Below are 24,799 nucleotides of genomic sequence, written 5' to 3'. Positions count from 1 at the left end.
TGTGTCGTGAACAGATCATTACCGGACGCTGCCACCAGTTTTTCGGATTGCATGATCGACTCTGCACGAGCAGTCAGCCGAACCAGACGACCAGGCGAACATTCTCATCCCCATGCTCGGCAGCGAGATCCCGCATCGCCGTCCACAATCGGGTCCAGCGCTCGTCGTCCGGAGGAGCGAGCATTCGTGCGGTCACGACCACGGGCCGGTACACCGCGCCGTCCAGACACACCTCACCACCCGGCGGCCACTCCGACGGTGCGAGGAGCCGATCCCCGCCGAAGAGGTCGGTCGCCGCCTCGATCAGATCGCCCGAAGCCGCCCATGCAATGTCGGACAGGACAAGTTCGCCGTCCGTGCCTGGCCGCCACTCGCCTGCGTAGTAAAAGGCGGGCCCGTCGGCCAGCGGCGCGTCCCAGTCGACCGCGGCGACTTCAGCCCACGTGGCGTACGTGTGGTTGTGCTGGCAGTCGTTGTCCGGATCAGTACACAACTCCCGCACCGAATCCGAGACGTCGTTCGGCAACCCTCTGTCGGCGAAGAGCGGACGGAGCTCCTCGATGCCGCGGACGTCGAAGAGACAGCCCCACACCTTGTAGTCCCGCCCGAGCTGTAAGTCGAGCAGGTCGACCGCTACCTTCCAACACCCGTCGGCCGAGCGGCTCTCGATGACACCGTCGATGTCTGTTCCCATCGAGACAATGCTCTCAGCATGCCAACGGCGGGAATTGCAGGCCGGAACGCGTCCATCGTGGTCCGGTACATCGCCGAGTTCCACCTCGGCGGCGCACCTCTGCGCCGATGCCAACCAACGACCACAAATCGACAACCTGCTGCGCGGCATCGATGATCTCGTTCACTGCGGCAAGTTCGGCAAGTTCGGCAAGCGTAGTAGGCCGTCTCGTGAGCGCCCTCGTCCCCATCCTTACCTTCCGGATGGGCAGTGAGGAACACCGGCTCTGAAGCGCAGACCCGATCAGGTGCACCACAGTCGGTCGCGCCATGCGCCATCGTGCGCAGAAGGTCGGCATCGAGACCTGACGAGTCAGGTGAGCGCGTCGAGGTGGGCCAGCGTGTCGGCCCAGGCGCCGCTCGACGGGTCGATCAGCACGAAGTGGTCGCCCGGCACGGCGTGCAGCTCGGCGGTCGCACCGGCCTTGGTCACGGCGTCGACGTAGGCCTGCGACTGTGAGATCGGCACGTTGGTGTCTGCCGTTGCGTGGATGCACCACACCGGGATGTCGAGCGGCGCCTGGCGGATCGCGTCGAGCGGGTCGTCGGCGTCGGTCGGCGGGTGGCCGAGGAAGTTCTCGACGGCGCCCCCGCCGAGCTGGTCGACGTACGCCTGGCGTAGGTCGAGCACCCCGGCCTGCGAGATGACGTGACTCACCTTCACCCGTTCTGGCTGCCAGGAGGCGAAGCGGCCCCGCGACGCCGCCCACGTGGCGAGGTGCCCGCCCGCCGAGTGCCCGAGCGTCACCACGGTGGAGGTGTCGAGGCCGAGGTCGGCGACCTTGTCGATGCCGGCGGCGACGTCGTCGAACGTCGTCGGGTTGCCACCGCCGTTGCCCATCCGGCGGTACTCGAGGTTCCACACCGCCCAACCCTGCTCGGCCAGCGACGCCGCGAGCGGAGAGCCCAGCGTGTAGTCGTGCTGCGAGCGCCAGAACCCGCCATGGATGACTACCACGACCCCGCGCGGGGTGCCGCTGGGCAGGTAGAGCTCGCCGAACTGGCTCGGGTCGCTGCCGTAGGACGTCCGTCCCTCGCCGGCGCGGTCGGGCTGTCGTGCAGGAGTGGCCACGTCGTTACCTCCACAAGAGCTGATGCCATGCCGAGCGCGCACCTAGCGCGGGCAGGTTCAGCAGCGTCCATATGTCTATCGGGTCCATCCTCTATCGGACGGCGATCCACCCGCCACCGGTGTTCGGCGCGCCCCGACCCACGGATTTCTAGACGATGTTCCTCAACCTCCTATTGTCGCGAGCGACAAGGGGATCCGGTGGCGGTCCCGGGTCGGGCGCCCGTGGTGGGACATCCCGCCACGGTACGGGTTGTGGTCGGCGGTGTATAGGTCGTTCCGCCTGGCCGCGCGGCGAGGCGCGTAGCAATTGCGCGCGCGTTCGGGCACGACTCAGTGCAGATCGAGCGCGGTGATCTGCTCGAGGAACGCCCGGGCGGCCGTGGACGCGCTGGCGGACACGGCGATGCCCAAGCGCCGCACGGTCTTCGGGACGAGCGGACGGATCACCACACCGTCGGGCAGGTCGGGCAGGCCGGCACTCGGAAGGATGCTGACGCCGAGTCCCGCCCTGACGATCTCGAGCACCGCCGACATTTCGCGGGCTTCGAAGTCGACGTCGAAGTCGACGCCGACCCGGCGCGCGACCGGGGTGAACACCTCGGCGCAGCCACCGGTGGAGCGGATGAACGGCTCGCGCGCCAACTCCGCATAGCTCACCTCTTCGCGGCCGGCCAGCCGGTTGGTCGCTGGCATCACCGCGACCATGTCCTGTTCTCCGAGTACTGCGGTGTCGAGTCCCTTGATGGGCAGGCTGACGACACCCGCCTCGGCGGCGCCGCGATCCAACCAATCCCTGACCTCCTCCTCGCTGCCCTCGAACAGGCGGATCGTGACGGCCGGATAGCGCTCGGAATAAGTCTGCAGTTGCGGAGCGACGAGAGTCCCCGTGACGCTCGGCAGGCTCGCCAGGGCCAGTGTCCCCGTGATCTCACCCGCCAGTGCCGTGACTTCCGCGCTCATCAGCATCAAGTGCCGCACCGCCTCCCGCGCATGGGACAGCGCCAGAGAGCCCGCTTCCGTCAGTGAGACGCCATCGCGGCTGCGGATGAGCAGCGGCAAGCCCAACTCTTTCTCGAGCGTGGCGACGGCGCGGCTGACCGCAGGCTGCGACACACCGAGGCGTCGGCTCGCCGCGGTGAAACCGCCCTCGTCGACGACGGTCACGAAGGACTTCAACTGCAACAGGGTCGACATAAGTCCTCCGGATATGCGTTCGACGGCATACCTATATATCAAGCGCGTTATGCAATTTAGTCCCTCCGAATTGTTGAGGTAATGGCAAACCATTCAACGAGAGGTCATCATGTCGCCACGACGAATACTGATCACAGGGGCATCGAAAGGCATCGGGCGTGCCGTCGCTGACCGACTGGCCGCGGCGGGAAGTCTGCCGGTGGGGCTCGCGCGAACCAGGCCAGCGGACTTCCCGGGCGAGTTCTACGAGGTGGACCTGTCCGACCGGGCGGCTACCGCCGAAGTGTTGGCGCGGATCGTCGCCGCCGGGCCGATCGACGCGGTAGTCAACAACGCCGGCTTCGCACGGTTCGCCCGGATCGGATCGATCGAACTGGACCATCTGTTCGACACCTACGACCGCAACGTGCGCACCGCGGTGCAGGTTGTTCAGGCCGCACTGCCCGGCATGCTCGCCGCAGGCTGGGGCCGGATCGTCAATGTCACCAGTCTGACCACGCTCGGCACCCCGGAACGTACGCCGTATGCCGCGGCCAAGGCAGCGCTGGAAGCCTGCACCCGGATCTGGGCCAACGAGTTGGCGTCGACCGGTATCACGGTCAACGCGGTCGCGCCCGGGCCCACCGAGACCGAGATGTACCGTGAGCGCAGCCCGATCGGGTCCGAGCGGGAAGCGCGCCTTCTGGCGAGGATTCCGTTGAATCGCGTCGGAACGCCACGGGAGATCGCACACGCGATCTGCGCGCTACTCGACGAGGACGCCGGCTACATCACCGGCCAGATCATCCGGGCCGACGGCGGCGGAAGCATCCCCGCGTAGGCGAGGCGATCCTTGCTTGCGCCCCGAGCCGCCGGACACGGACCTGCTGCCGGTGCTCGCCACGGTCGGGTCACAGGTCAGTGCCGTCGCGGATCAGTCGTACGGGCGGATCAGCCGTCGGTAGTCAGTCGCGCCGTTGTGAACTCGCGCCCTATCCGCCGCCGTGTTGGGCCCAGCAGCGCGACGAGTTCCCGAGTGGTGCCCACGGCGCGCCGCCGCGACGGCATGAAGCGCACGAACAGCGATGCCCGCAGTACCCAGGCCAGTCGGCCGGTGAACTGGATGCCGTACAGATGCAGCACGCCCTTGCCCACGCCGAGGCTGCCGGCCCGGCCGAGCCCGAGGTAACTGAAGCGCAGTGGCCGTCGGCCGCGCAGGTCGCGAGCGATGTTACGACCGATGAAGCTGCCGTGTTTGATCGCCCACAGGGCGTTGGGCGGGCACGTGTCGCCAGTGACCAGGTGTGGCACCGCGGCGGCGTCGCCACCGGCCCACACTCCGGCTTGCCCTGGCACGCGCAGGTGGCCGTCGGTGCGCATGCGCCCGTCAGGGTCACGTTCGAGTTCTTCCGTTCCAGGAATCCGCACCGGGCGTTGCCCGAGCGCGGCGATGACGAGATCGGCCGCGAGCACGGTGCCGTCGGCGAGCACCACCTTGTGCTGGATCACTTTGTCGACGCGCGTGCCGGTCCGGATGTCCACGCCGTACTCGACCAGGCGGTCGTGGGCATAGTTCGCAAGGCGGCGGAACCGAGGTCGCAACTCCGGTAGCAACTCGGCGCCGGAGTGGACCAGCACGATGCGGGGAGAAGGCCGGACGCCGGCGCGAACGAACCACTCGGAGACGGCGGCGCACATCTCCACACCGGCCAGGCCGCCGCCGACGACCACGATCGTGCTCGCGGCCGCGTCCGGGTCCGCCGCCAGGGCCTGCAGCCGTTGGTGCAACTTCGCCAGCTCGGCGGGCTTTTTGGGCGACAGCGCGTTCTCACCGAGCCCCGGCACCATGTCGCCGTCGGCCGAACCCGGGCCGAGAACGAGTTGGTCGTAGTGCAGCACCGTCGTGCGGTCCGTGCTGGCGCCGGTCACTGCGTCTGTCGCCCGCACGGTCACCGTGCGGCCGGGTAGGTCGACCATTGTGACGACGCCGTCGATCACCTCGGCGTCGGGCCAGACGTCGGTGAAGAAGGTGCGCTGATTCGCCAGGGCGAGGACACCGGTGAGCAATTCCCCCGTCCAGCCGTGGAAGTGGTGCGCGCCACCGGGGGCGATGATCGAGATCTGTACGCTGCCGCGGGCCATCGCGCGGCGCACTCGCCAGCGCAGTGCACGGTAGGCCAGCAGACTGGTGTACCCGCCGCCGACCAGGACGATCCGGGTCACCCCCGCGGCGGAGCCGTCGGCCGGCGTACGCCGCGGTTCGGGTTCACGGTTCGTTGGGGACGTGGGCACTCCCGTGCCGGATGACCCGATGCGGTTCGATGCGGCGTACCAGGCGCAGAGATCGCCGAGCGTCGCATCGTCGACGCCCTCGGGAGGCGCACAACCCATGACCGCGTCGGTGTTGATGCGTGCGAAGCGCCGGTCGCCCCGCAGATACGTCGCGTAGAAACCGAGCCGCTGGTCGAGCCGCCGCTCGGGATCCCGCAGGTGCGCAGGGTCACTCACGAACGTCGGATCGGGTAGGCCGACTGCCCGGCACCATGCGTTGAGCAGCGCGCCGACGCCGACCGGACGCCCGCCCGTGAGGTGGTACACCGCTTGGTCCGTTCCGCGCAGCCCGCAGCCGACCGCCTCGCGGGCAACCTGGTCGATCGGCACCACGTCCAGTGTGTCGCCGGGGTCGAGGGCGATCCGGACCGGGCCGCTGGGCCGTTCACCGGTCGTGTACGACCCCAGGTGGTAGCCCAGACCGTAGATGCCGGTCAGGCTGCCGCTGACGGCCGACGTCACGCTGTGTCCGACCACCACACTGGGCCGCAGGATCGTGACCCGCAGCCCGGCAGGCGCCTGTGTGAGCACCAGTTCCTCGGCGCGAACCTTCGTCTCCTCGTACACGTTGTTCGACGTGCCCGCCTCGACCGGGCGTTCGAGAAGGTGACCGTTGGCAGTTCCCACGACGTAGGCGGTGCTGAGGTAATGGAACGCGCTCGCGCCGACGGCCCCCGCGAACCGCAGCATCCGGCCGGTTCCGTCGATGTTGGTACGTTCCACGGCCTCCCGGTCCCGTTCGCGATAGCGGAGGGAGGCGGCGCAGTGCCAGATCTGGTCCACCTGCCCGGCCATCGTGGTCGCGAGGTCGTCCAGCGCGCCGTCGAGGTCGCCGGCGACGGCTCGGCATCGGCGGGCAATGTCGGCGCCGACCGATTCCTCGCTTCCGTAAGCCACGGCGGCCTCCATGAGGGCCTCGTGGAGGCGCTCGTCGCTGTGCTCGGCGTCCGACGAATCCGGCGGTCGGACAAGGCAGATGACATCGGCGTCTGTACGAGCGAGCAGTTCGAGGATGAGTGCGCGACCAACGAAGCCCGTGCCACCGGTCACCAGGTGGCTGCGCGGCCCAGCCATGAACGCTCCTTCAGTTGTTATTCTTTTGACAAGATCAAGAAATATGATCGCTTAAGCGCAATCTCTATGGGGCACCGGGGTACTGGCGGCGGGCGGCGAGAAGACCGAGTTCGGCGAAGCTGTTGGCCCGGCCACTGTGGGTGGCGAGAAGTCGTGCCACTCACGTGCCGGGTGAATTTCGCTCCATCGACTTCTTGAGGTTCGCCAATACCGCCGTCTGAGCTGAGACGACCCCTGTATGAACCGTTTTCATGAGCACGCGGGCTGCGGTGACGTCGATCCGCTCCCGAACCACGACACCGTCACCATCGGGCTCGCACCACAGGGTCGTGCGCAGGCGGATGCCCGGTGGAACACGAGTGTCGTATTCGATCACGCCATCGACGTCGAGCGATACCCTGCTGCGGTAGGTAAACGTGATCGGCAACGGACCGAACATCATTCGGTCGCGCACCAGAAAGTGCTCCACCGAGGCGCCGTCGGTCGTCGTCTCCTTCAGGATGCTTGTGGCCGACACGGCCAGCGGGTCGAGTGCGAGCATATCGGTCATCAGCCGAATGAGGCTGTCGCGCACCGGCTCCGCCGGAGCCGCGATCGACACGGCTTGATGGAAGGTTCTACGAGCCACGGACAGTCCACCGTTTTCCGGAGATGCTCACGCTCGGCTCTTCTCGAAGACTTCGCTTACTCATCTTCATGATCCTCAGACTATTTCTCATGACGGGCGAAGGCCGGTGACCAGCACCCAGGACCTCCCTGCATTGGGAATCTTTAGCAGATGAGCCCAGCGAGCGTAGTCTCGCACGTCTCGATGGTCGCCGCGTCGAGATGTCGAATTCCGTTCACGAGAACGGCTTCACCAGGAAGTCCGTATGTCACGACGTCTCACGTTGTCGCCGTCGAGCGCCCGCCGATTCCATGCCGGTGCCGAATACCGCCTGCGCGAAGAAGGATCCAGATGAAGCCAGTTCGAGTGGCGTCCGCAGTATTGTCCGTCGCGGCGGGATTGGCCGCATGGCGTTCGTGGCGCAGTTACACCACCCCGGCTGACGTCCCGCCGGGCTACCGGCCTGCGCCGCTGGCGCTCGACGGCGCCGACGCCATTCCGCTCGTCGGTTTCGTGACCAGATTGCGGAAGGTCGTCACCGACCCGGTGGGTTTGGTGTACGACTCGGCCCACAACCACGGCGCGGTCTTCACTATCCGCATCCCGTCCCGGTTCGACCTCACCTATCTGCTCGATCGCGCGGCATACGACAAGGTGATATCGCTGCCTGCCGAGCACGCTGCCATGGGACCGGTCTTCGGGAACGTCCCGACCATCGGGTTCTGGTTTCCCCGGCGCCAGAACGACCACGAGTCGCTGCAGGAACTCGTGCTCACCGGAAAGCGGATCATGGCGGGTTTTCTGTCACCGGAGAAGGTCGGCGGGCTGCCGCCGCTGACCAAGTCGGTGCTGAACGAGCACCTCGCACGCTGGCCACGAACGGTGGACCTTGCGCGCACGGTCTATCCCGCGATCTACGAGATTTCCGGCCGATTCTTCGCCGGCGACGAGTTCTGGGACCGCTACGGATGCGAGATCACTCCCGCACTGCGCGCAATCGCCGACGGGATCGACATTCCTCGCGCAACGCTGGCGGTGACACCGTGGCGGTACGCGATGCCCGAGTATCGAGGGACGCGCCGTCTCGCGGACATTCTCTCCGGCGCGGCGCGACATATGCCGGAAGCGCCTCTGTTCCAGGCAATCCGGTCGGCGAATGTCCACGATGACGACGTGGCCTGGATGGCGATGTACGTCTTATGGAACGCCGTGACGTACCCGGGCAGCTACGGTGTGTGGACGTTGGTCGACATCGTGCGCAACCGCAGTGTCTATGACGCCGCTATGGCCGCTCCGGACCGGCTGAGCTACCTCGGCTGGTGCCTGTGGGAGACGATCCGCCTGAACCCGATCTCGTCGCTCGTCCGCGCACTGCAGTCGCCGTTGACCTACGACAGCGGCGAGCAGCGGTACCACCTTCCCACCGGAACCATAGTCGGTGTTTGCCCCGCCATGCTCAACCGCGATCCTGTGGCCTGGACGCAGCCTGACACCTATGTACCGGAACGCTTCCAACACATCACGAACCCTCGCAGAGCGCTCTTCGGCTCCGGACCGTTCGGATGCGTCGCAGGTGAATTTTCCAAGTCGCTCATCGCCGGGGTGTGTGACGAGATTCTGAGCAACGTGTCACTGCAGTTGATCGACCCGGTGCCACAACGACGATGCCGGGTCCACCTCACCTATCCCGCCCAACCCATCCTGGCCGACCTGCTGCCGATCGGAGCGACGAGTCGATCGCTTGATCACAGTGCCTAGCGACATATCGTCGAGTTTCTGAACCGGGAGGAATAGCCGACGACCGCACCGACCTGTGCCTGACCGTCGCTTGCGGTCTGACGGCATGAGCCTCGGATCACCATCGCAGCAGATCCCTCGATCCTCTTGCCGATGGGGCAAGATCCTGGCATGAAGGTCATCATCTTCGGCGCGACCGGCATGATTGGGCAGGGCGTCCTCAACGAGTGCCTCCGAGACGAGCGGGTCGAGCAGGTCCTCGCCGTCGGGCGCAGTTCGCTGGGCATCGAGAACCCCCGGTTGCGCGAGTTCGTCCAGCCCGATCCGACCGATCTCGCCGCGGTCTCCGGCGAGCTGCCGGAGTTCGACGCCTGCTTCTTCTGCCTCGGCGTCTCGTCCGTCGGCATGAAAGAGGAGGACTACCGCCGGATTACCTACGACCTGGCCTTGAAGGTCGGTCGCACGTTGGCGGCCGCGAACCCGACGCTGACGTTCGTCTATGTCTCCGGGCAGGGCACCGACAGCACCGAGAAGGGCCGGTCGATGTGGGGGCGGGTGAAGGGGAAGACCGAGAACGATCTGCTCGCACTTCCTTTCCAGGCGTATATGTTCCGGCCCGGATTCGTTCAGCCCACGGACGGCGTCGTCTCCAAGACCAGGCTGTATCGCGCCGTGTATGCGCTCACGAAGCCGTTGATCCCGCTGTTCAAGCGGCTGGCGCCGAACGCGGTCAACGACAATCGGGAGATCGGTCGCGCCATGCTCGCCGTCGCGGCCTCCGGGTCGGACACTCGCGTGCTCACGCCACGAGAAATCACCGCGCGAGCTGCGTCCTAGCGCGGAGTATCGGCTTCCTGCGGGAAGTCGCCGACGTGGGCGAGGAACGGCTCGCGGTGGCGGGTCGGTCAGGTCGGTTCGGCGATGAGGGGGTGGGCGGAGTCGAGCGGGATGTCGGGGCGAAGGCGGAGATGACGAGCCCGTCAGGTTCCCGGCCCTCGCTTCCACCCTGCCGTCTGTCGTCGCGGCCGATTCAGCAGGACGCGACCCGGTCGAGTAGCAGCGCGCGCTCGGCGCTCGGGCGTGGCAGGCGGCGATCGAGGCCTGCAGCACGTAGGGCGGCCGCCGAGGTGTTCGGCCCGCCGCAACGCACCCTCGGCGTGTGATGAGCAACCGGTCCCAGCGGGTCCGGTCCTGACGGTCGAGCGGCACCGGCCGGTCGTCGGCGTCCGTTCGGGTCCGGAGCCGGGACTGCGCTGACCATAATCAGCGGGCCTCAGAACAGAACGGCCGCGCCGAGGCTCGCGGTCAACCTCGCTGGCGACCGGGAACGCGCAACTCCACAATGTCGGCGCGTGATCGACGCCAGCTGGGGCTGTCCACCGTTGTTCAGTGTAGCCGAACACGCCTTCGATTCTTAGGGTGCGACTGGCGAAAATTCCTTGCTAGAAAGCAGTTGCAGACGCCACTACGCTCCGACTGAACAAACCGAACGAACGGTAGGATAAAGTGGTACGCCTGCACCATGTCGGAGTCCGATCAGCGCGCCGGCGCAGCACCCCTCGACCGGCGATCCATGCGCCGAGTCGACCTCTCCGTGTCGGGCTCGCCTTCAGCAGGCGTGCGTGGCGACTGGACCGCAACAGCGACCGATGTGCGCTATCGCGGCGAACGCTGGCGCGCGATCTCGAAACCGTCAGCCAAAGGAGAGGCAATGTTTGAGATATCCGAGCGCTCGCGGCGCTACCGCGACGAACTGCTCGAATTCATGACCGATTCGGTCTATCCGGCCGAGTCGGAATATGAACGCGAGATCGCCGAGGCGGGTGACCCGCATCACCAGCCGCAGGTCCTCGAACAGCTCAAAGTCGAGGCTCGCCGCCGCGGGCTGTGGAACCTGTTCCACCCCGATCCGCAGTGGGGCCCGGGGCTGAGCAATCTGGAGTACGCGCCGCTCGCGGAAATCATGGGCCGCAGCGCGATCGCGTCGGAGGCCTGCAACTGCAATGCCCTGGACACCGGCAACATCGAGGTGCTCAGCCGATTCGGAACGGCAGCGCATCACAAGCACTACCTCCAACCGTTGCTGGACGGAACGATGGCCTCGGGTTTCGCCATGACCGAGCCCGACGTGGCGAGTTCGGATGCCACCAACATCGAACTCGACATCCGTCGCACCGGCGATCACTACATCCTCAACGGACGGAAGTGGTTCACCACCAACGCCTTGCACAAGAACTTCGGGGTGTTGATCGTGATGGGCAAGACCGATAAGTCTGCACCGACCCACCGGCAGCAGTCGATGCTCGTCGTACCCGCTGACGCACCAGGCATCACAATCATTCGCAACCTGCCCATCTTCGGCTACCACGATCGCGAAGGTCACGGGGAACTGCTGTTCGAAGACGTCCAGGTCCCGGTTGCCGACCTGCTCGGCGAGGAAGGTGACGGATTCGCCATCGGTCAGGCCAGGCTGGGGCCCGGTCGGATTCACCATTGCATGCGGGCACTGGGTGCCGCCGAACGCGCACTGGAGCTGATGTGTCAGCGCGCCCAGTCTCGGACAACCTTCGGACTGCCGCTGGCTGAGCGCAGCAATATCCAGGATTGGATTGCCGAGTCCCGCATAGACATCGAGATGGCGCGGTTGCTGACACTCAATGCGGCGCACCTGATGGACACCGTCGGGAACAAACAGGCCCAAAGCGCGATTGCGGCGATCAAGGTGGCAGTGCCAGCGGTGGCGCTGAAGGTCGTCGATCGCGCGATCCAGGTCCACGGAGGCGCGGGACTCACCGGCGACTTACCCTTGGCCCGCATGTACGCCCACCTGCGGACGTTGCGACTTGCCGACGGGCCGGACGAGGTGCACAAGCGCGCAATCGCCCGCATCGAACTGCGGAAACATTCCGCGCCGCAGAACCCCGACCGGGCAGAGCGAATTCCCGAGATCGCAGTGGGTAGGCAATGACCAGCCCGCAGTTCACCGGCAAGGTCGCGATCGTTACCGGAGCGTCCCGCGGGATCGGCCTCGCGGCCGGACAGGCGTTGGCCACGGGAGGCGCCAACGTCGTCGTCACCGCCCGGGCACTCGAGTCCGCCACCGCCGCCGCCGGTGAAATCGGCAGTAGCGCAGTCGGTTTCGCGGCCCATGCGGCAGACGAGAACAGCGCCCGCGAGTGCATCGACTTCGTCGGGCGACGATTCGGCCGGATCGACATTCTCGTCAACAATGCCGGCACCAATCCGGCATTCGGACCGATCATCGACCAAGACCATACGCGTTTCGCGAAACTGTTCGACATCAATCTCTGGGCACCGATCCTGTGGACCCGACTGGCGGCTGCGGCATGGATGCGCGAGCACGGCGGTGTCGTCATCAATACCGCATCGATCAACGGCATGTCGGTCAGCGCCGACTTGGGTCTGTACAACGTGTCGAAGGCCGCGTTGATCCATCTGACCAAGCAACTGGCGTTGGAGTTGTCCCCACGAATCCGTGTCAATGCCGTCGCACCCGGCGTGGTTCGCACCAAGCTGGCCGAAGCTCTATGGAAGGACCACGAGGCAGAAGTCGCGGCATCGACCCCACTGGAGCGTCTCGGCGAGCCCGATGACATCGGTTCGGCCATCGCATTTATGGCTTCCGACGCGGCGTCGTGGATCACAGGTGAAACCTTGGTGATCGACGGCGGCCAACTGCTCACCTATACCGCCGAGCCCCGGACGAAGGCAGACCGTTGACCACTGAAACCACGGCAACACCAGGCGTCGACACATCGGCAGTCAGTAAATGGTTCGACACGCTCGGCCTCACGCGGACCGGCTCGCTGCGATTCGACCGCATCGGGCTCGGTCAGTCGAATCTCACCTATCTGGTCCGCGACGATGCCGGGCACCAATGGGTGCTACGGAGGCCGCCGGTCGGACACACACTGGATTCGGCCCACGACGTCGTCCGCGAAGCCCGGATTCTGCAAGCGTTGGACTCCACCGAAATACCGACTCCACGGGTTCTCGGTGTCGCAGACGAGGGCACTGTCGGTGACTCCCCGGTTGTCCTGATGGAATTCGTCGACGGGCACGTCATCGACGGCGCCGCGGCGCTGGAGTCGCTGACGCCACAGCTGCGTCGGACCACAGCGCTATCCATGGTGGACACGCTCGCGCGGATCCATGCGGTGGACCTGGACCGGGCTGGATTGTCCGACCTCGCCAGTCACAGCCCCTACGCTCAACGGCAATTGAAACGGTGGACACGACAGTGGTACGCCACCTGGAGTGGGGACAATCGCGAATTCGACGAGTTGACCGCACGCCTCACCGCGGCGATTCCGGCGAAGCAGGAGATCTCCCTGGTGCACGGTGATTTCCACCTGCGCAACGTCATCACGTCGCGGACAACCGGCGCCGTTGACGCCGTGCTGGACTGGGAGCTGTGCACCTTGGGCGACCCATTGGCCGACATGGGCTCGACACTGGCATATTGGCCCAAGCCAGGTGAAATCGCGTTCGGTCACGGTATGCCCGCGTTGGCGGGGTTGCCCAGCCACGACGAAATGGCGAATGCATATCTGAGCGCGACCGGTCGAGACGGGGCCGCCCTGCGCTTTTGGTATGTGCTCGGACTATGGAAAATCGCGGTTATCTACGCGGGCATCATGCGCCGCACACTCGATGATCCCAACAACCGCTCGGGCCTCCGGCCACCCGACGAAGCCGATGTCCTGTCCCTGCTCGGCTCGGCCTCCGGCGCCGCGAAAGAAGTGGAGTTGTAGCGGAACTCCAGTCGATCACTCGTCCATGATGGTGATCGAGGCAGGTGGCGATCTCTGAAATCTTCGAGGTGGCAGAGCAGTTCGCGGATTTGTCCGGCGGCCTCGGGGGCGACGTCCTGACCGCAGATCTCGGTCCCAGCTCTGGGAAGGCTCGACAATGAGGACCCGAGAACGCGGCGGCTCGCGCTGGTATTAGGAGGATTGTTTGGGGGGCGAACCGCGCGATCCAGCCGCCGAGCGGCGGCTCACTGATGCGCTGAAAGCGCTCGGCCCCACGGGCTGGCAGCAAGCGGATGCGGTATTCGCGGTCACGGTGGCGGGGGAAGTCGGACAACTCGCGTACTCCGTGGGCGATCAGATGGTTCCGCTATCGCCACCGGAGTCGGTGTTCGCGCTGGTCCGGGAACTGCGGACGCTTGCGGCTCGATCCGATGGCGGGCCGTGGTGGCGCATTCTCGTCGTACTGGCCGAGTCCGGCGCGATCGACATCGATTACGACTATGGCGAGCAGCCGTTCCCACCCGGACAGTTGTTCGCTCCAGAGGCGTACCGCGCCGACCTCGAGGCGTATCCGCGCGCCGAGGTACCGGTGTGGTTGGGCGCCTACATCGGCCACGGCGACCGGCAACGGCGCACTCCGCAACAGGCCGCCGCCCAAGCGCGTGGCGATCGATCACGCCAGGTGTGGGCGACGCTGGCGGAGAACGAATTTCCCCCGTTCCCGCAGATGTGGGCGCGCTGGGTGACGATCGCCGCGGCATTCGTCGCAGCCCGGTCGGAGCTCGGTCCGCGCATGCAGCCGTGGACGGGAGTGTTCGAGGGGGCGGCGTTGGACGGGTCGACGCTGCATGCGCTCCCGGCCGGGCGGGCGGTGCTCTCTGGCGGGGTGTGGAATGCCCCGACCTTGGACGCGGTCTACAACGGCGGCGAGCCGATGCCGAATCTCTATGCCGGCGCACCGGATTGGGTGGCGGATCCGGTGCTCGATCCGCGCGTTGCGTCGGGTCTGCTGTCGTTTTGCTATTGGTGGGAGGCAGGGCGCTGGTATCGCGGGGATTCACCGTCGGCGCAGGACTGCGCCGTGGCGGTGCCCGGGGTGTGGGCCAGGGAAACGGTGTTCGGTATCGTCTCCGATCTGCTCGGCACCGAGTCGAGTCCGGGTGCGCGGGAAGCGATTGCCGCACTGCTTGCCACGGCCGAGGTCGGCCGGGTCACGCGGCGGGAACTGGTTGAGGTGTTCGGCGAGGATGGCCGGTTCGATATCGACGGTGCGCTCTATCAATACTCGGTGGCGGGATTGGTGCCTCCGGCGCCGGAGCCGATGCACGCCGCGGAGGCGATCTCCCGGGTGCGGGATTACATCACCGGGCGCGTACTGGACACCACGGGATACCCGCTCGAACAGTTGGTCGCCGAACGATTCAGCGTCGGCTGGATGGTGTATGTGCCTGTGCCCGCCGGGATGGTCGCGACGGATCGGGCGATCTTCTATCTCGGTGACGACGGTCTGTTCGAGCAGTCGTCGACGTCCGTCGATCCGCCGGTCTATATCGCCGATTTCGAACGCCGTTATGCCGAACGCCACGGCTGAGACCTGGAAAGACGACAGAGGTCATGGACCGTTGGAAACGCGATCGTCGACGGACCTGACCGAATCGGCATCGGCATCGGCATCGGCATCGGAAGATGTTGTGCCGCAGCAAGATCCATGCACATACCCTCGACGTACTTCGCGGGGACCGGTGTCGAAATGATGCCGGAAGGCGGAACTGAGGGCGCTGGCGGAACTGAAGCCGAGTTCGATCGCGCGGCGATCCGCGTGGCCCGCCGCTCGATGTGTCTGTCCCGCACATCATCCTGTTCATCAGTATTGGTCCGGCGCCGGACGCTGGCGCACCGGGCTGCCGTGGCCGCGTAGGACGTCGATGGCGAACTGGGCGTATTCGACCGCGATCTGCTGTTCGGAGACAGCGCCATCGGCGCGGAACCATTGCGGCAGTGAGGTGCACATGGTGGAGATGGCGCGGGTGGCTTCGTGTGGGTACGGGGTGGTGAATTCGCCGGTGCGGATGCCCGCGGCGACCTGGTCGTCGAGCATGTGTTGGATGTCCATCCGGCGGGCGGCGATGCGGGTGCGATCGGGGTCGTCGAGGCTGCGCATTTCGCTGGCGCCGATGAACGCCAACTCCGGACGGTGGGTGTGGAACAGCGCGAGGGCTTCGACCATGTTGGCGAATCGTTCGATCACGTCGGCGCCGTCGTCTCGAGCGGCCGGGATGCGCCAGTGCAGTTCGGTCATCGCGAGGTCGAGGATGGCGATGAGCAGGTCTCGTTTGCTCGGATAGTGGTGGTAGACGCCGGCGACGCTCATGCCGGCGTTTGCCGCGATGATCCGCATCGTCGCGCCATGGTAACCGGTTTGCACGAATGTGGATATCGCCGCCTCGAGGGTGGGATCGAGCGGTAGCGGCGCGAAGGTGCGCCAGGTGTGGCGGGCTGCACTGTGGGTGTGGTCGCTCGTGCGGGTGTCGACGACCGATGCGGGGCGGGCGGTTAGGATATCGACGGTGGATACGCCCAGTTCGGCGGCGATGCGGTCGAGGCGGTCCACGGTGAGCGGTGTTTTGCCGTTCTCGATGGCGCTGAGGGTTCCAGGGCTGACGTCGATCCGGCGCGCGAGTTCACGTAACGACACACCGGCGGCACCGCGAACCCGCCGCACGAGCCGACCCGTGCCCCGTGTGGCTTCACCCGGCTCCGCATGTTCAGTCATGCTGAACATGCTATCTGGATTTGAGCAGGAAGTGAGGGGCAGTGCTCCGCTGTCTTGCGCGACATTGCGCTGCGGCGTGGTGGCCTTATGAACGTCAACCAATCGAACGTACGGTCTGTTCGGTCGGATGACGTAACGGGATGTCGGCCGTTTCGGCGGCACCAACTGACTTGCTCGACGAAGGGTTGGTCACCGTCTGATGAGACCGAGCCCACGACGTACCGCGCGATCCCATCGCACTGGAAGCGTTGGATCCCCTGAAGTTTCGGGTCAGCCTTGTACTCTCTGGGAATTACACTTTCTCATGCTGCGCATGCTGGTCACCGTGCGGTTGGCTTTGTCGGATTCGGTGCCGCACCGGCACTCTCGGTCATCATGGTCGATCCGATTCCTTTGTCGATCAGGGGTGGAGGGCGCTGACGATCAGGAGTTCATGCGGGTGGACAGGGCGGCGGCGAACTCGATTACGCGCGCCACGGTCCGCTCGCGGAGCCCGTCGGTGAAGCGGTTGGTCGGGCCGCCGACGCTCAGCGACGCCACCGCATGGCCGTCGGGGCCGAGTGTGGGGGCCGCGACGGCGCATACGTCGTCGCTGTAGTCCTCCATGCTGATCGCGTAACCCTGTTCGCGAACCTCGGCGAATTTGGCCCGCAATGCCGTCTTCGCGGTAGTGCTGCGGGGCGTGAACTGCCGGCGTTCGTCAGCCAGGGCGACCGCCTCGATCTCCGGCGAGAACGCCGCCAGCACGACGGGCCCCGCCGCGACGTGGTACGGGATCACGGCACCGACCGCGAGTCCGTGTACCTGCACCGCGTTGCTTCCCACGCTCGTCTCGATCGTCGCCGCTCCGTGCTGGCCCGGGACCATGAGGAAGGCGGTGTCGCCGAATTCGTCCGCCAGTCGCTGCATGAACGGCAGGGCCTCGTTGCGCAGGTCGAGAGGGCTCGTGCGATCGCGCCCAGGACCAGGAGTCGGGTGCCCAGGCGATAGCCGCCGTTCGCCGACCGAACCAGCCAACCGACGGACACCAGGGTCTGGAGGAGCCGGTAGGTCGTCGTCTTGTTGTAGCCGGTCTCACGGGTGAAGTCGGCCGAGTTCGCCAACCTCCTCGACATGTTCACCGACGCGGTTCGGCGCGCACCCGACCAGGACGCGATCCGGTACTTCGACGGCGCGTTGAGTGTGGCCGACCTGGACGCGGCGTCGGACGCACTCGCGGCAGCGCTGCAGGGGCTCGGCTTGGCCGCAGGCGACCGCTTGGCGCTTTTCTCCCAGAACAACCGCGCCTTCGTGATCGGCATGCTCGCGACATGGAAGGCAGGCGGCATCGCGGTCTCCGCCAACCCGATGTACAAGGAACGCGAGCTCGGCCACGTCCCGCGCGACTCCGGTTCCCGGGCGCTGATCTGCCGCGACGGGCTGCACGGCGTCGCGCGAACAGTGCTGGCTGACGGCGACACCGAGGTCGACATGGTCGTCTGCTTCTCGGGCCGCGACTTCCAGACCCGCGACGACGAGCGTGTGTTCGGCCTCGGCAACGGTGCACGCACCACGATCGAGGGGACGCACGACCCTCGTCACACTGCTCGAGGAACACACCGGGCGTCGACCGATCGTCGTTCCTCCCGCAGGTCCCCATGACACGGCCTTCCTCGTCTACACCTCCGGCACGACAGGCGACCCCAAGGGCGCGAAGCTCACGCATGCCAACTTCGTGTTCAACGCGCGCAGCTACCGCGAGTGGATGCAGCTCGGGCCAGAGGACGCGATCCTCGCCATCGCACCCCTGTTTCACATCACCGGCCTCGTGGGCCACGGGATCCTGTCGCTGCTCATCCCCGCGCCGCTCGTGCTGAGCCATCGATTCCACCCCGCGGTCATGGTCGACGCGATCCGTGAGCACCGACCCGTGTTCACTGTCGGCGCCATTACCGCGTTCGTCGCTCTCGCCGCGGTGCCAGGCGTGGGCCCGCCGGACTTCCGCTCGCTGACGAAGATCTACTCCGGCGGGGCGCCGATCGCACCGGCCGTGGCCGACAAGCTCGAGGTTGTGCTCGGTGGCTACATCCATAACGCCTATGGGCTGACCGAGACATCGTCGATCACCCACGTCGTACCGCCCGACCAGCGCGCGCCGGTCGACCCCGACTCGGGAGCACTCTCGATCGGGGTGCCGATCGCCGCCGTCCACGCTCGGATCGTCGACGAGGACCACCGCGACCTCCCACCGGGTGAGGTCGGCGAGCTGCTGATCTCGGGACCGCAGGTCGCCGCCGGCTACTGGGAACGCCCGGACGCCACCGCCGCGTCCTTCCCGGGCGGCGAACTGCGCACCGGCGACGTCGGGTTCATGGACCCCGACGGCTGGTTCTACCTCGTAGACCGCAAGAAGGACATGATCATCGCCGCCGGCTACAAGGTGTGGCCACGTGAGGTCGAGGACGTGCTCTACTCCCACGATTCGGTTCGTGAAGCCGCCGTCATCGGCGTGCCGGACGAGTACCGAGGGGGAGACGGTGCACGCGTTCGTCGCACTGCGCGCGGGAGCCTCGGTGACCGAGGCCGAGCTGATCGACTTCTGCAAGGCCCGGATGGCAGCGTACAAATACCCGCGTGCGGTCTTCTTCGTCGACGAACTTCCCAAAACCGCCAGCGGCAAGATCCTCCGACGCGAGCTGCGCCGATCCTGAGCCGGAGCCGGCCGCGCACCGGATAACACCACGAAGGAATCGGCCACGCTCAGCCCGCGGCCCGCGGTGGCCTTCGGTGCCGGCCTGAACGCTCGCGCGTACCGGCTGCCGAGGCCCGACGGCACCGTCGACTATGCGCTGGACCGATAGCGTTGTACGACAGCGGCTTCGATCATGCCCTGCCGGCCGCGTGCTGGTGAGCAGCCTGCTGATCTACTTGTCGCCCGCCGCACGGAACCAGCTGTTCGGCCATCGCAGCCGGCATCCCACGCGTGATGCGAAAAGCAGGTCATCGAAATTCAGACCTGCTGCCCATGTGGACCTGCTTATGATCCGCGCTGAGAATCTATGCGGCACGAATGAATCCGATCGGCAACCGATCGTTTTCGCCCCTTTCATGTATTTTTCGATCGTGTCGCCGTTTCGAGCTCGGCAAAATAGGCTGCCGGTCAGAAATTGCGAGCGGTCTGTCGATTTTCCCATCATCTCCGATCAACTCGAATTCGTAGATATCTGTGTCGGATGGAGAAAATTCGGGACCGACACACCAGGAATGCCGGGGTCGATATGATCGGTATGCAGCCTTTCGCTATGCGAATCCTTCATAGCGAACGCGATCCATCCGTGCGGGAGGTGGTCGATGAACGGTATAGCGTTCGGCCGCTACCGATTGCAGGAGCTGATCGGTGAGGGTGGCATGGGCAAGGTGTGGCGGGCCTACGACACCGTCACCGACCGCATAGTGGCGGTCAAATTACTGCCCGCGCACTGCGCGAGCGATCCCATCTTCCGGGAACGATTCCGACGTGAGGCTCACGATACCGCCCAGCTGCGCGAACCACACGTGGTCCCGATCCACGGTTACGGCGAAATCGATGGCCACCTCTACCTGGACATGCGCCTGATCGAGGGCGCCGACGCGAAAACTCTGCTTCACCGTGATGGTGCTATGAAGCCGCAGATGGCGGTGGCGGTGATCACCCAAGCCGCGGCGGCGCTGGATGCGGCACACGCCCAAAGTTTGGTGCACCGCGACGTCAAACCGTCCAATCTGTTGGTCACCGACAGCGGCTTCGTGTATTTGATCGACTTCGGCATCGCCCACGCGGCCGATGACACCGCGTTGACCAGTACCGGCACCCAGGTAGGAACTTTGGCCTACATGGCTCCGGAGCGATTCACAACCAGCGTTGCCGACTCCCGATCCGACGTGTACGCCCTCACCTGTGTGCTGTGCGAATGCCTGACGGGAATCCCACCTTATCTGGGCAACAGCACGGAGCAACAGATCGCAGCACACCTGACAGCCGATCCTCCCGCGCCGACCACGCGCCGACCCGACCTGCCGGGCGGGTTCGACGATGTCGTCGCCCGGGGCATGGCGAAAAGCCCAGACGACCGCTACCCGACCGCAGGAGAACTGGCCGCGGCCGCCCGCGACGCCCTCAGCACCGGTCCCGTGGTCATCACCGGAAGTAGCAGCAGAACCAGAACTACATCAACCCCAACGCACGGATTCGAAGGTCACAGCGATCGGCCCGGCACACCGCCGCGGATCCCGCTCACAGAACCAGGCACGGAGCAAGATTCCACAGCCCACGCCGGACCCGTCATACATCCTGGGGGCCCGCAACCCCTCCGATCCGAATCGGTGCGGATCCGGAGAGACGGCGTGGCGCCACCGCGACGTAAACGGCCTGTCATTCGCATAACGGTGGCCGTGGTTGCCGTACTGATCGCCGCGGCGATGGTGGCGGGAATTTGGCAACTGACCCACCGCTCCATAGCCCAGCTCGCTTTCGACGGCAAGTACGAGGTCACCTATACCCCCCGAACTATGAACGGGAAGCCGGACGACCGGCCCCGAGATACTCGGGTGTGGTCGGTTCGATCGCACTGCCCACCACAGAGCGAACGCTGTGTAGCCGCGATAACCAGCCAGAACCCGTCCGAGCCGGAGAAAGCTCCAACTCAGTTCGTCGCGGACTATCGCGACGGCACGTGGTTGATCACGAGAGAGCTATCGCCCCAGCCCGATGCCGATTGTGAAAGTCCGATCACCAATATGCCCCAAATCGTCCCGGCATGGCAGCGGCTCCAATTTCGATCCAGTGCCCCGTCGTGGACCGGAACCTACTCCGCCTTCGTCGGCGGGCCCTGCGCGTACATCCAAGAGGAAGAGATAACGCTTTCCCGCCTCGGCGACATCGACCCGAAGGTCGCCGTCGTTCCGCCCGAAACCATTCCCGTCCGCGTCGATAGCCCGCCCATCGCGCTGATCAGTGGCACCTACGACGTGACCGTCACCTACACAGCGACACCGGATCTTCCCAAGCCTCCACCGCCGGACAAGATCAGGCAGCGATACGACACCATCTGCGTACGCAGCGGCGACCGCTGCGCCGCGACGACACAGGCAGATCCGCGGACAGATCCACGCGCCGTCTTTTCTCCGTTGTTCGTGCTCGAAAGCGGGGTATGGCAAACCAGCTATACCAGTCCTTATCCCTGCAACGTGGGCTCGAACGAGCCGCACACCAACGCGACATTTCATTGGCAGTTGTTCCCGTCCACTGCCAGACCCGACCCCACCGAATTCTTTGCAGGCACATGGGTCCGTGACAAAGCCGACCCGTGTCCCGCGACCAGCCGCGCCACTGTCGAAATGCAGCTGGTCGGCTCGGTCGGCGCGCGGCCCGCTGTCGCCGGACACCAACGCTGACCAGCAGCCCTATCCATCAGCCGTTGGGTGGGCCGGCCTTCATGCGCATCAATCCCCGCACTGGTTGTCGCCCTCGCCATCGACAATGTCGAAGCCCGCCTGACCGGCAATGCCGAGGGTTGCACGACCGGCGTACCGTGTCCGACCCGCGCACTACGCTCGGACAGCACCGGTTTCGACTCGACAGCGGCAAGGACCTTGTAGGGAAGGGCACCATCCGCGGGCGGACTGCCGCATTCGGCGCTAACCGATCGGCAGCGCGCTCAGGATCGGGTCGTAGACCCAGTCCAACATGCGCTCGGCGTCGTTCTTTGCGGCGACGTCGCTGTCGGGTGAACTGTGCAGGACGACACCGATCAGCGGTATCCCTGCCCGGACCGTCTCGAACAGCAAACAGGTTCCCGCGGCGTCGGTGTATCCGGTTTTGATGCCGACGGTGCCGGGATAGTCGTGCAGCAGCAAGTTCGTGGTCTGCCAGAGATGATCGCGGTTGCCCGGGCCGGCGGGCAGGTGATAGCTCTGCGACCCGGCGATGTCGCGGAACACCGGCAGGCTCATAGCGCGCAGGCCGAGGGCCACCAAGTCCGCCGGTGTGGAGTAGGTGGAGTGGTCGGTGGGGGCGGGAAGTCCGCTGGGGTCGGTGAAATGCGTTCCGGTCAAGCCCATTTGATGTGCGGTCTCGTTCATTGTGGCGATGAAGTTTTCTTGGCCGGGCCCGTAGGCCTCGGCAAGGGCATAGGCCGCGTCGCAGCCGGACGGCAGCATCATCGCGTAGAGGAGCTGGCGCGCGGTGAGCACCTCGCCGGGGACCAGGTCTGCGGTGCTTCCGTCGTACTCGGCGCTGTAGGCGATGGCTTCTTGCGGCACGGTAATGGTCCGGTCGAGGTCGCCGGTGTTGATCACGACCAGTGCCGTCATCACCTTCGTGATGCTGGCGATCGGGACCGGGATATTCGGCTGTCGCGACCACAGCACCGTGCCGGTGATTCCGTCCGCCAGCGCTGCCCCGGACGCCTGCACCGCAGCCGGCTCGGAAGTCAGCCAAGGCAACTGAAGGTGGGCATCGCTCGCGGCAGGGGTGGCCGCGACGCTATGACCGGCTACCACGACCAGCGTCCCGGCGATGGCAGCGTGCAACAATCGGGCAAATGTCCGCATCGCCACATTGTGTCGTGCGACCCCGTCGACCAGTGGGATTTCATCGACGGAATCGCCGCGCCGTTTCGGCGAGCATGCGGCCGGCTGATCCAGAGATGTTCTGAGGCCGACGCTTCTCGGGTGCGACCGCTGCGCGTCCCGCCCACTGACGGCATCGACACAGTTCACCGCAACGGGCCTGGCCCGCGGGCGACACGGCCGGGGATCGTCTCGGCATGGGGCCCTTTGTCGGTCAGGTCGGATCGGCGATGAGGTGGTGGTAGGCGGTGTCGAGCGGGATGTCGACTGCGTACCAGGCCGCGGGTCGATCGCCGTCGCGGGGGCACCAGGCGGTCGCGATACATAGTCGGGCCACTTCCCCGGTGGCCAGGCCGGGCAGATGCCACGTAATTCGGGCCGGATCTGTGTATCGCACACCGTATGCGGTGGGGATCTCGTGCTCACCGGTGCGCAGCAGGTGCGCCCAACTGGCGGGCATCAGCCGACCGTCCGCGGCATGCATGGCCAGCAGTTCGGAATCCGGGCCGCCGATCGACACCATGAAGTGTTCGTTCTCGACACTCACGGCCGCGAGGCATTCGCCGGAATCCGGGCCGCCGTAGGCATCGGCGGGCACGTTGGTCAGTTCGGCCGAGACGACCAATCCGGGCAACCCGTCGCATGCCTGCACCTGCCAGATTCCGGCCCACATCGGGACCGGTACGTCGCCGTCCCAGGGCGGTACGTCGATGCTTCCGATCAGCAGATCAACCGTTGCGGTTGGATGGCGCCACCGGTGCAGGCGTGAGCCGTTCGCCAAGCGCCATACAGTATTCGGCTCGGCCGGTAGCGCATCCGATCCGAGCGAGACGGAGAACTCGACTGTGCCGAGGGGTGTAACGATCACAGCGGGATGACGGTCCGCCTGTGCCAGATGGTCGGTGGGGAGCATGCGCCCCATCATGCAGGTTTGCCTTCACGAACCACCGGTGGGTCGCCCGAGTGCCGAACCGGTCCTCCGCTTCCGAAATCCGCACTGCAGTTCGGCGAAATCGCGTAATTGCTCTCTGCCTGAGCAGGTCTCGCTTTCCCACAACTTCGCGGCAGTTCGGGTCGGCGCGATACGCGGGAGGATCACAGTGATCCACCGGCGTCGACCATCTGTGTAGTGTCGGTGACGAACTTTGCGTCATCGGACACGAGATGCACAACAGTGTTGGTCACGTCCTCGGGTTCCAACGCCGCGATCGGAAGCCGGTTCAGAGTCCGGGCCGCTTCCTCCCACTCGGCGTGCCCGGGGTTCTCCAGGTCGGGCCGGAACAGCCGAAATGTGGATTCGTTGAGAACCATTGCGGTGGTCACAATCGTGGGATGGACGGTGTTGACTCGGATACTCTGCGGAGCCAGCTCTTTCGCCAGCACCTTCATCAGCATGACCAGACCTGCCTTGGCTGCCGAATAGTGGGCTATGTTCTCGTTGGCGTACATCGCAGCCAACGAGCTTGTCACGACAACGGAGCCGCCTCGCCCGCCGTCGATGATGTGTGGGACCGAAGCCTTCAGTGACTTCCATACTCCGGTGAGGTTGATATCGATCATGTCTTGCCAGGTCTCTTCGCTCATTTCGAGCGTCGGCCCCGGGCTGGCGATACCCGCGTTGGCGACAACGATATCGAGCCAGCCGAAAGTGGTTACTCCCTCCTGGACCACGGCCGCCATGGTCGCATAGTCGCGGACATCGGCGTCGCGAGCGACGATGCGCCGGCCAGCTGCCTCGACCGAACGCGCTGTCGCAGCGAGATCCTCGGCGCTGGCCAGCGGATACTCGACACTACCCACCATCGCAGTGGTATCGATCGCGATGATGTCGGCGCCTTCGCGCGCGAAACGTACGGCATGACTTCGACCCTGACCGCGCCCCGCACCCGTGATGAATGCGACCTTGCCGTCAGTTTGCCCATAGGCCTGTTCGCCTC

19 protein-coding genes and 4 pseudogenes are annotated in these 24,799 nt (G+C 65.7%); 11 read left to right on the top strand and 12 right to left on the bottom strand.

What is annotated here, in order from left to right; translation table 11 throughout:
• Positions 1-73: 73 nt before the first annotated feature.
• The 3 genes from AB0B25_RS22085 to AB0B25_RS22075 form a co-directional block, all read right to left on the bottom strand.
• A complete protein-coding gene (locus AB0B25_RS22085; RefSeq protein WP_357182512.1) occupies positions 74-694 on the bottom strand; it encodes a hypothetical protein in 621 nt (206 codons plus the stop codon).
• A 351-nt stretch (positions 695-1,045) separates the two neighbouring features.
• Positions 1,046-1,804, bottom strand: a complete 759-nt coding sequence (locus AB0B25_RS22080) for an alpha/beta hydrolase (protein ID WP_357182509.1) — start codon at positions 1,802-1,804, stop codon at positions 1,046-1,048.
• Between the two features lie 330 nt (positions 1,805-2,134).
• Positions 2,135-2,998: a LysR family transcriptional regulator gene (locus AB0B25_RS22075; protein ID WP_357182507.1), complete on the bottom strand. Its 864-nt coding sequence runs from the start codon at positions 2,996-2,998 to the stop codon at positions 2,135-2,137.
• A 109-nt stretch (positions 2,999-3,107) separates the two neighbouring features.
• On the opposite strand from AB0B25_RS22075, the gene AB0B25_RS22070 reads away from it, so the two are divergent.
• On the top strand, positions 3,108-3,818 hold the full coding sequence (locus tag AB0B25_RS22070; protein WP_357182504.1) for an SDR family oxidoreductase: 711 nt from the start codon (positions 3,108-3,110) through the stop codon (positions 3,816-3,818).
• Positions 3,819-3,928: 110 nt separating this feature from the next.
• On the opposite strand, the gene AB0B25_RS22065 is transcribed toward AB0B25_RS22070, so the two are convergent.
• Positions 3,929-6,382, bottom strand: coding sequence for an SDR family oxidoreductase (locus AB0B25_RS22065; RefSeq protein ID WP_357182501.1), 2,454 nt, complete (start codon positions 6,380-6,382; stop codon positions 3,929-3,931).
• Between the two features lie 160 nt (positions 6,383-6,542).
• Entirely contained in the window at positions 6,543-7,010 is a 468-nt protein-coding gene (locus AB0B25_RS22060) for an SRPBCC family protein (protein ID WP_357182498.1), read from the bottom strand.
• 330 nt (positions 7,011-7,340) lie between these two features.
• Here AB0B25_RS22060 and AB0B25_RS22055 point away from each other — a divergent pair, with 330 nt between their 5' ends.
• Positions 7,341-8,747 carry a cytochrome P450 gene (locus AB0B25_RS22055; RefSeq protein WP_357182495.1) on the top strand — a complete coding sequence of 469 codons (1,407 nt, stop codon included), beginning with the start codon at positions 7,341-7,343 and terminating at the stop codon, positions 8,745-8,747.
• 132 nt (positions 8,748-8,879) lie between these two features.
• Complete coding sequence (locus AB0B25_RS22050) at positions 8,880-9,563, top strand: epimerase (protein WP_357182492.1); 684 nt, start codon at positions 8,880-8,882, stop codon at positions 9,561-9,563.
• 330 nt (positions 9,564-9,893) lie between these two features.
• On the opposite strand, the pseudogene AB0B25_RS22045 reads toward AB0B25_RS22050, so the two are convergent.
• Positions 9,894-9,968: pseudogene (locus AB0B25_RS22045) on the bottom strand (hypothetical protein); the annotation flags it as partial.
• Positions 9,969-10,437: 469 nt separating this feature from the next.
• Between AB0B25_RS22045 and AB0B25_RS22040 the strand changes: the two are divergent.
• From AB0B25_RS22040 to AB0B25_RS22025, 4 genes are all read left to right on the top strand, one after another.
• Positions 10,438-11,694, top strand: coding sequence for an acyl-CoA dehydrogenase family protein (locus tag AB0B25_RS22040; RefSeq protein WP_357182489.1), 1,257 nt, complete (start codon positions 10,438-10,440; stop codon positions 11,692-11,694).
• Positions 11,691-12,467, top strand: coding sequence for an SDR family oxidoreductase (locus AB0B25_RS22035; protein WP_357182487.1), 777 nt, complete (start codon positions 11,691-11,693; stop codon positions 12,465-12,467). The genes AB0B25_RS22040 and AB0B25_RS22035 overlap by 4 nt, the downstream gene beginning before the upstream one ends.
• The gene (locus AB0B25_RS22030) at positions 12,464-13,501 is read left to right on the top strand and encodes a phosphotransferase family protein (protein WP_357182484.1); all 1,038 of its coding nucleotides are present in this window, start codon (positions 12,464-12,466) and stop codon (positions 13,499-13,501) included. The genes AB0B25_RS22035 and AB0B25_RS22030 overlap by 4 nt, the downstream gene beginning before the upstream one ends.
• Before the next feature lie 205 nt (positions 13,502-13,706).
• Positions 13,707-15,092 carry a hypothetical protein gene (locus AB0B25_RS22025; RefSeq protein ID WP_357182481.1) on the top strand — a complete coding sequence of 462 codons (1,386 nt, stop codon included), beginning with the start codon at positions 13,707-13,709 and terminating at the stop codon, positions 15,090-15,092.
• A 273-nt stretch (positions 15,093-15,365) separates the two neighbouring features.
• Here AB0B25_RS22025 and AB0B25_RS22020 read toward each other — a convergent pair whose 3' ends face one another.
• The 3 genes and pseudogenes from AB0B25_RS22020 to AB0B25_RS22010 all read right to left on the bottom strand — a co-directional run.
• Positions 15,366-16,274, bottom strand: coding sequence for a TetR family transcriptional regulator (locus tag AB0B25_RS22020; RefSeq protein WP_357182478.1), 909 nt, complete (start codon positions 16,272-16,274; stop codon positions 15,366-15,368).
• A 423-nt stretch (positions 16,275-16,697) separates the two neighbouring features.
• Complete coding sequence (locus tag AB0B25_RS22015; RefSeq protein ID WP_357182475.1) at positions 16,698-17,183, bottom strand: IclR family transcriptional regulator C-terminal domain-containing protein; 486 nt, start codon at positions 17,181-17,183, stop codon at positions 16,698-16,700.
• A gap of 104 nt (positions 17,184-17,287) precedes the next feature.
• Positions 17,288-17,389: pseudogene (locus AB0B25_RS22010) on the bottom strand (helix-turn-helix domain-containing protein); the annotation flags it as partial.
• On the opposite strand from AB0B25_RS22010, the gene AB0B25_RS22005 reads away from it, so the two are divergent.
• The 4 genes and pseudogenes from AB0B25_RS22005 to AB0B25_RS21990 all read left to right on the top strand — a co-directional run bounded on the left by AB0B25_RS22005 (position 17,355) and on the right by AB0B25_RS21990 (position 21,686).
• A complete protein-coding gene (locus tag AB0B25_RS22005) occupies positions 17,355-17,915 on the top strand; it encodes an AMP-binding protein (RefSeq protein WP_357182472.1) in 561 nt (186 codons plus the stop codon). The pseudogene AB0B25_RS22010 and the gene AB0B25_RS22005 overlap by 35 nt on opposite strands.
• Positions 17,815-18,747 (top strand): annotated as a pseudogene (locus AB0B25_RS22000) (AMP-binding protein); the annotation flags it as partial. The gene AB0B25_RS22005 and the pseudogene AB0B25_RS22000, both read left to right, overlap by 101 nt.
• Positions 18,704-18,964 (top strand): hypothetical protein, encoded by a 261-nt coding sequence (locus AB0B25_RS21995; protein ID WP_357182557.1) that lies wholly within the window; start codon positions 18,704-18,706, stop codon positions 18,962-18,964. The pseudogene AB0B25_RS22000 and the gene AB0B25_RS21995, both read left to right, overlap by 44 nt.
• 640 nt (positions 18,965-19,604) lie before the next feature.
• Positions 19,605-21,686, top strand: a complete 2,082-nt coding sequence (locus AB0B25_RS21990; protein ID WP_357182469.1) for a serine/threonine-protein kinase — start codon at positions 19,605-19,607, stop codon at positions 21,684-21,686.
• A gap of 243 nt (positions 21,687-21,929) precedes the next feature.
• Here the strand turns inward: AB0B25_RS21990 and AB0B25_RS21985 are convergent, their stop codons facing one another.
• The 3 genes and pseudogenes from AB0B25_RS21985 to AB0B25_RS21975 all read right to left on the bottom strand — a co-directional run.
• On the bottom strand, positions 21,930-22,844 hold the full coding sequence (locus AB0B25_RS21985) for a serine hydrolase (RefSeq protein WP_357182467.1): 915 nt from the start codon (positions 22,842-22,844) through the stop codon (positions 21,930-21,932).
• Positions 22,845-23,076: 232 nt separating this feature from the next.
• Positions 23,077-23,775, bottom strand: a complete 699-nt coding sequence (locus tag AB0B25_RS21980) for a hypothetical protein (RefSeq protein WP_357182464.1) — start codon at positions 23,773-23,775, stop codon at positions 23,077-23,079.
• A 182-nt stretch (positions 23,776-23,957) separates the two neighbouring features.
• A pseudogene (locus AB0B25_RS21975) lies at positions 23,958-24,782 on the bottom strand (mycofactocin-coupled SDR family oxidoreductase); the annotation flags it as partial.
• Positions 24,783-24,799: the final 17 nt, after the last annotated feature.

Source organism: Nocardia sp. NPDC049190 (assembly GCF_040648115.1).
In the GTDB taxonomy this organism is placed as follows: Bacteria; Actinomycetota; Actinomycetes; order Mycobacteriales; family Mycobacteriaceae; genus Nocardia.
The sequence above is the reverse complement of the archived record's forward strand: the minus strand, read 5'-3'. Positions and strand labels throughout refer to the sequence as shown.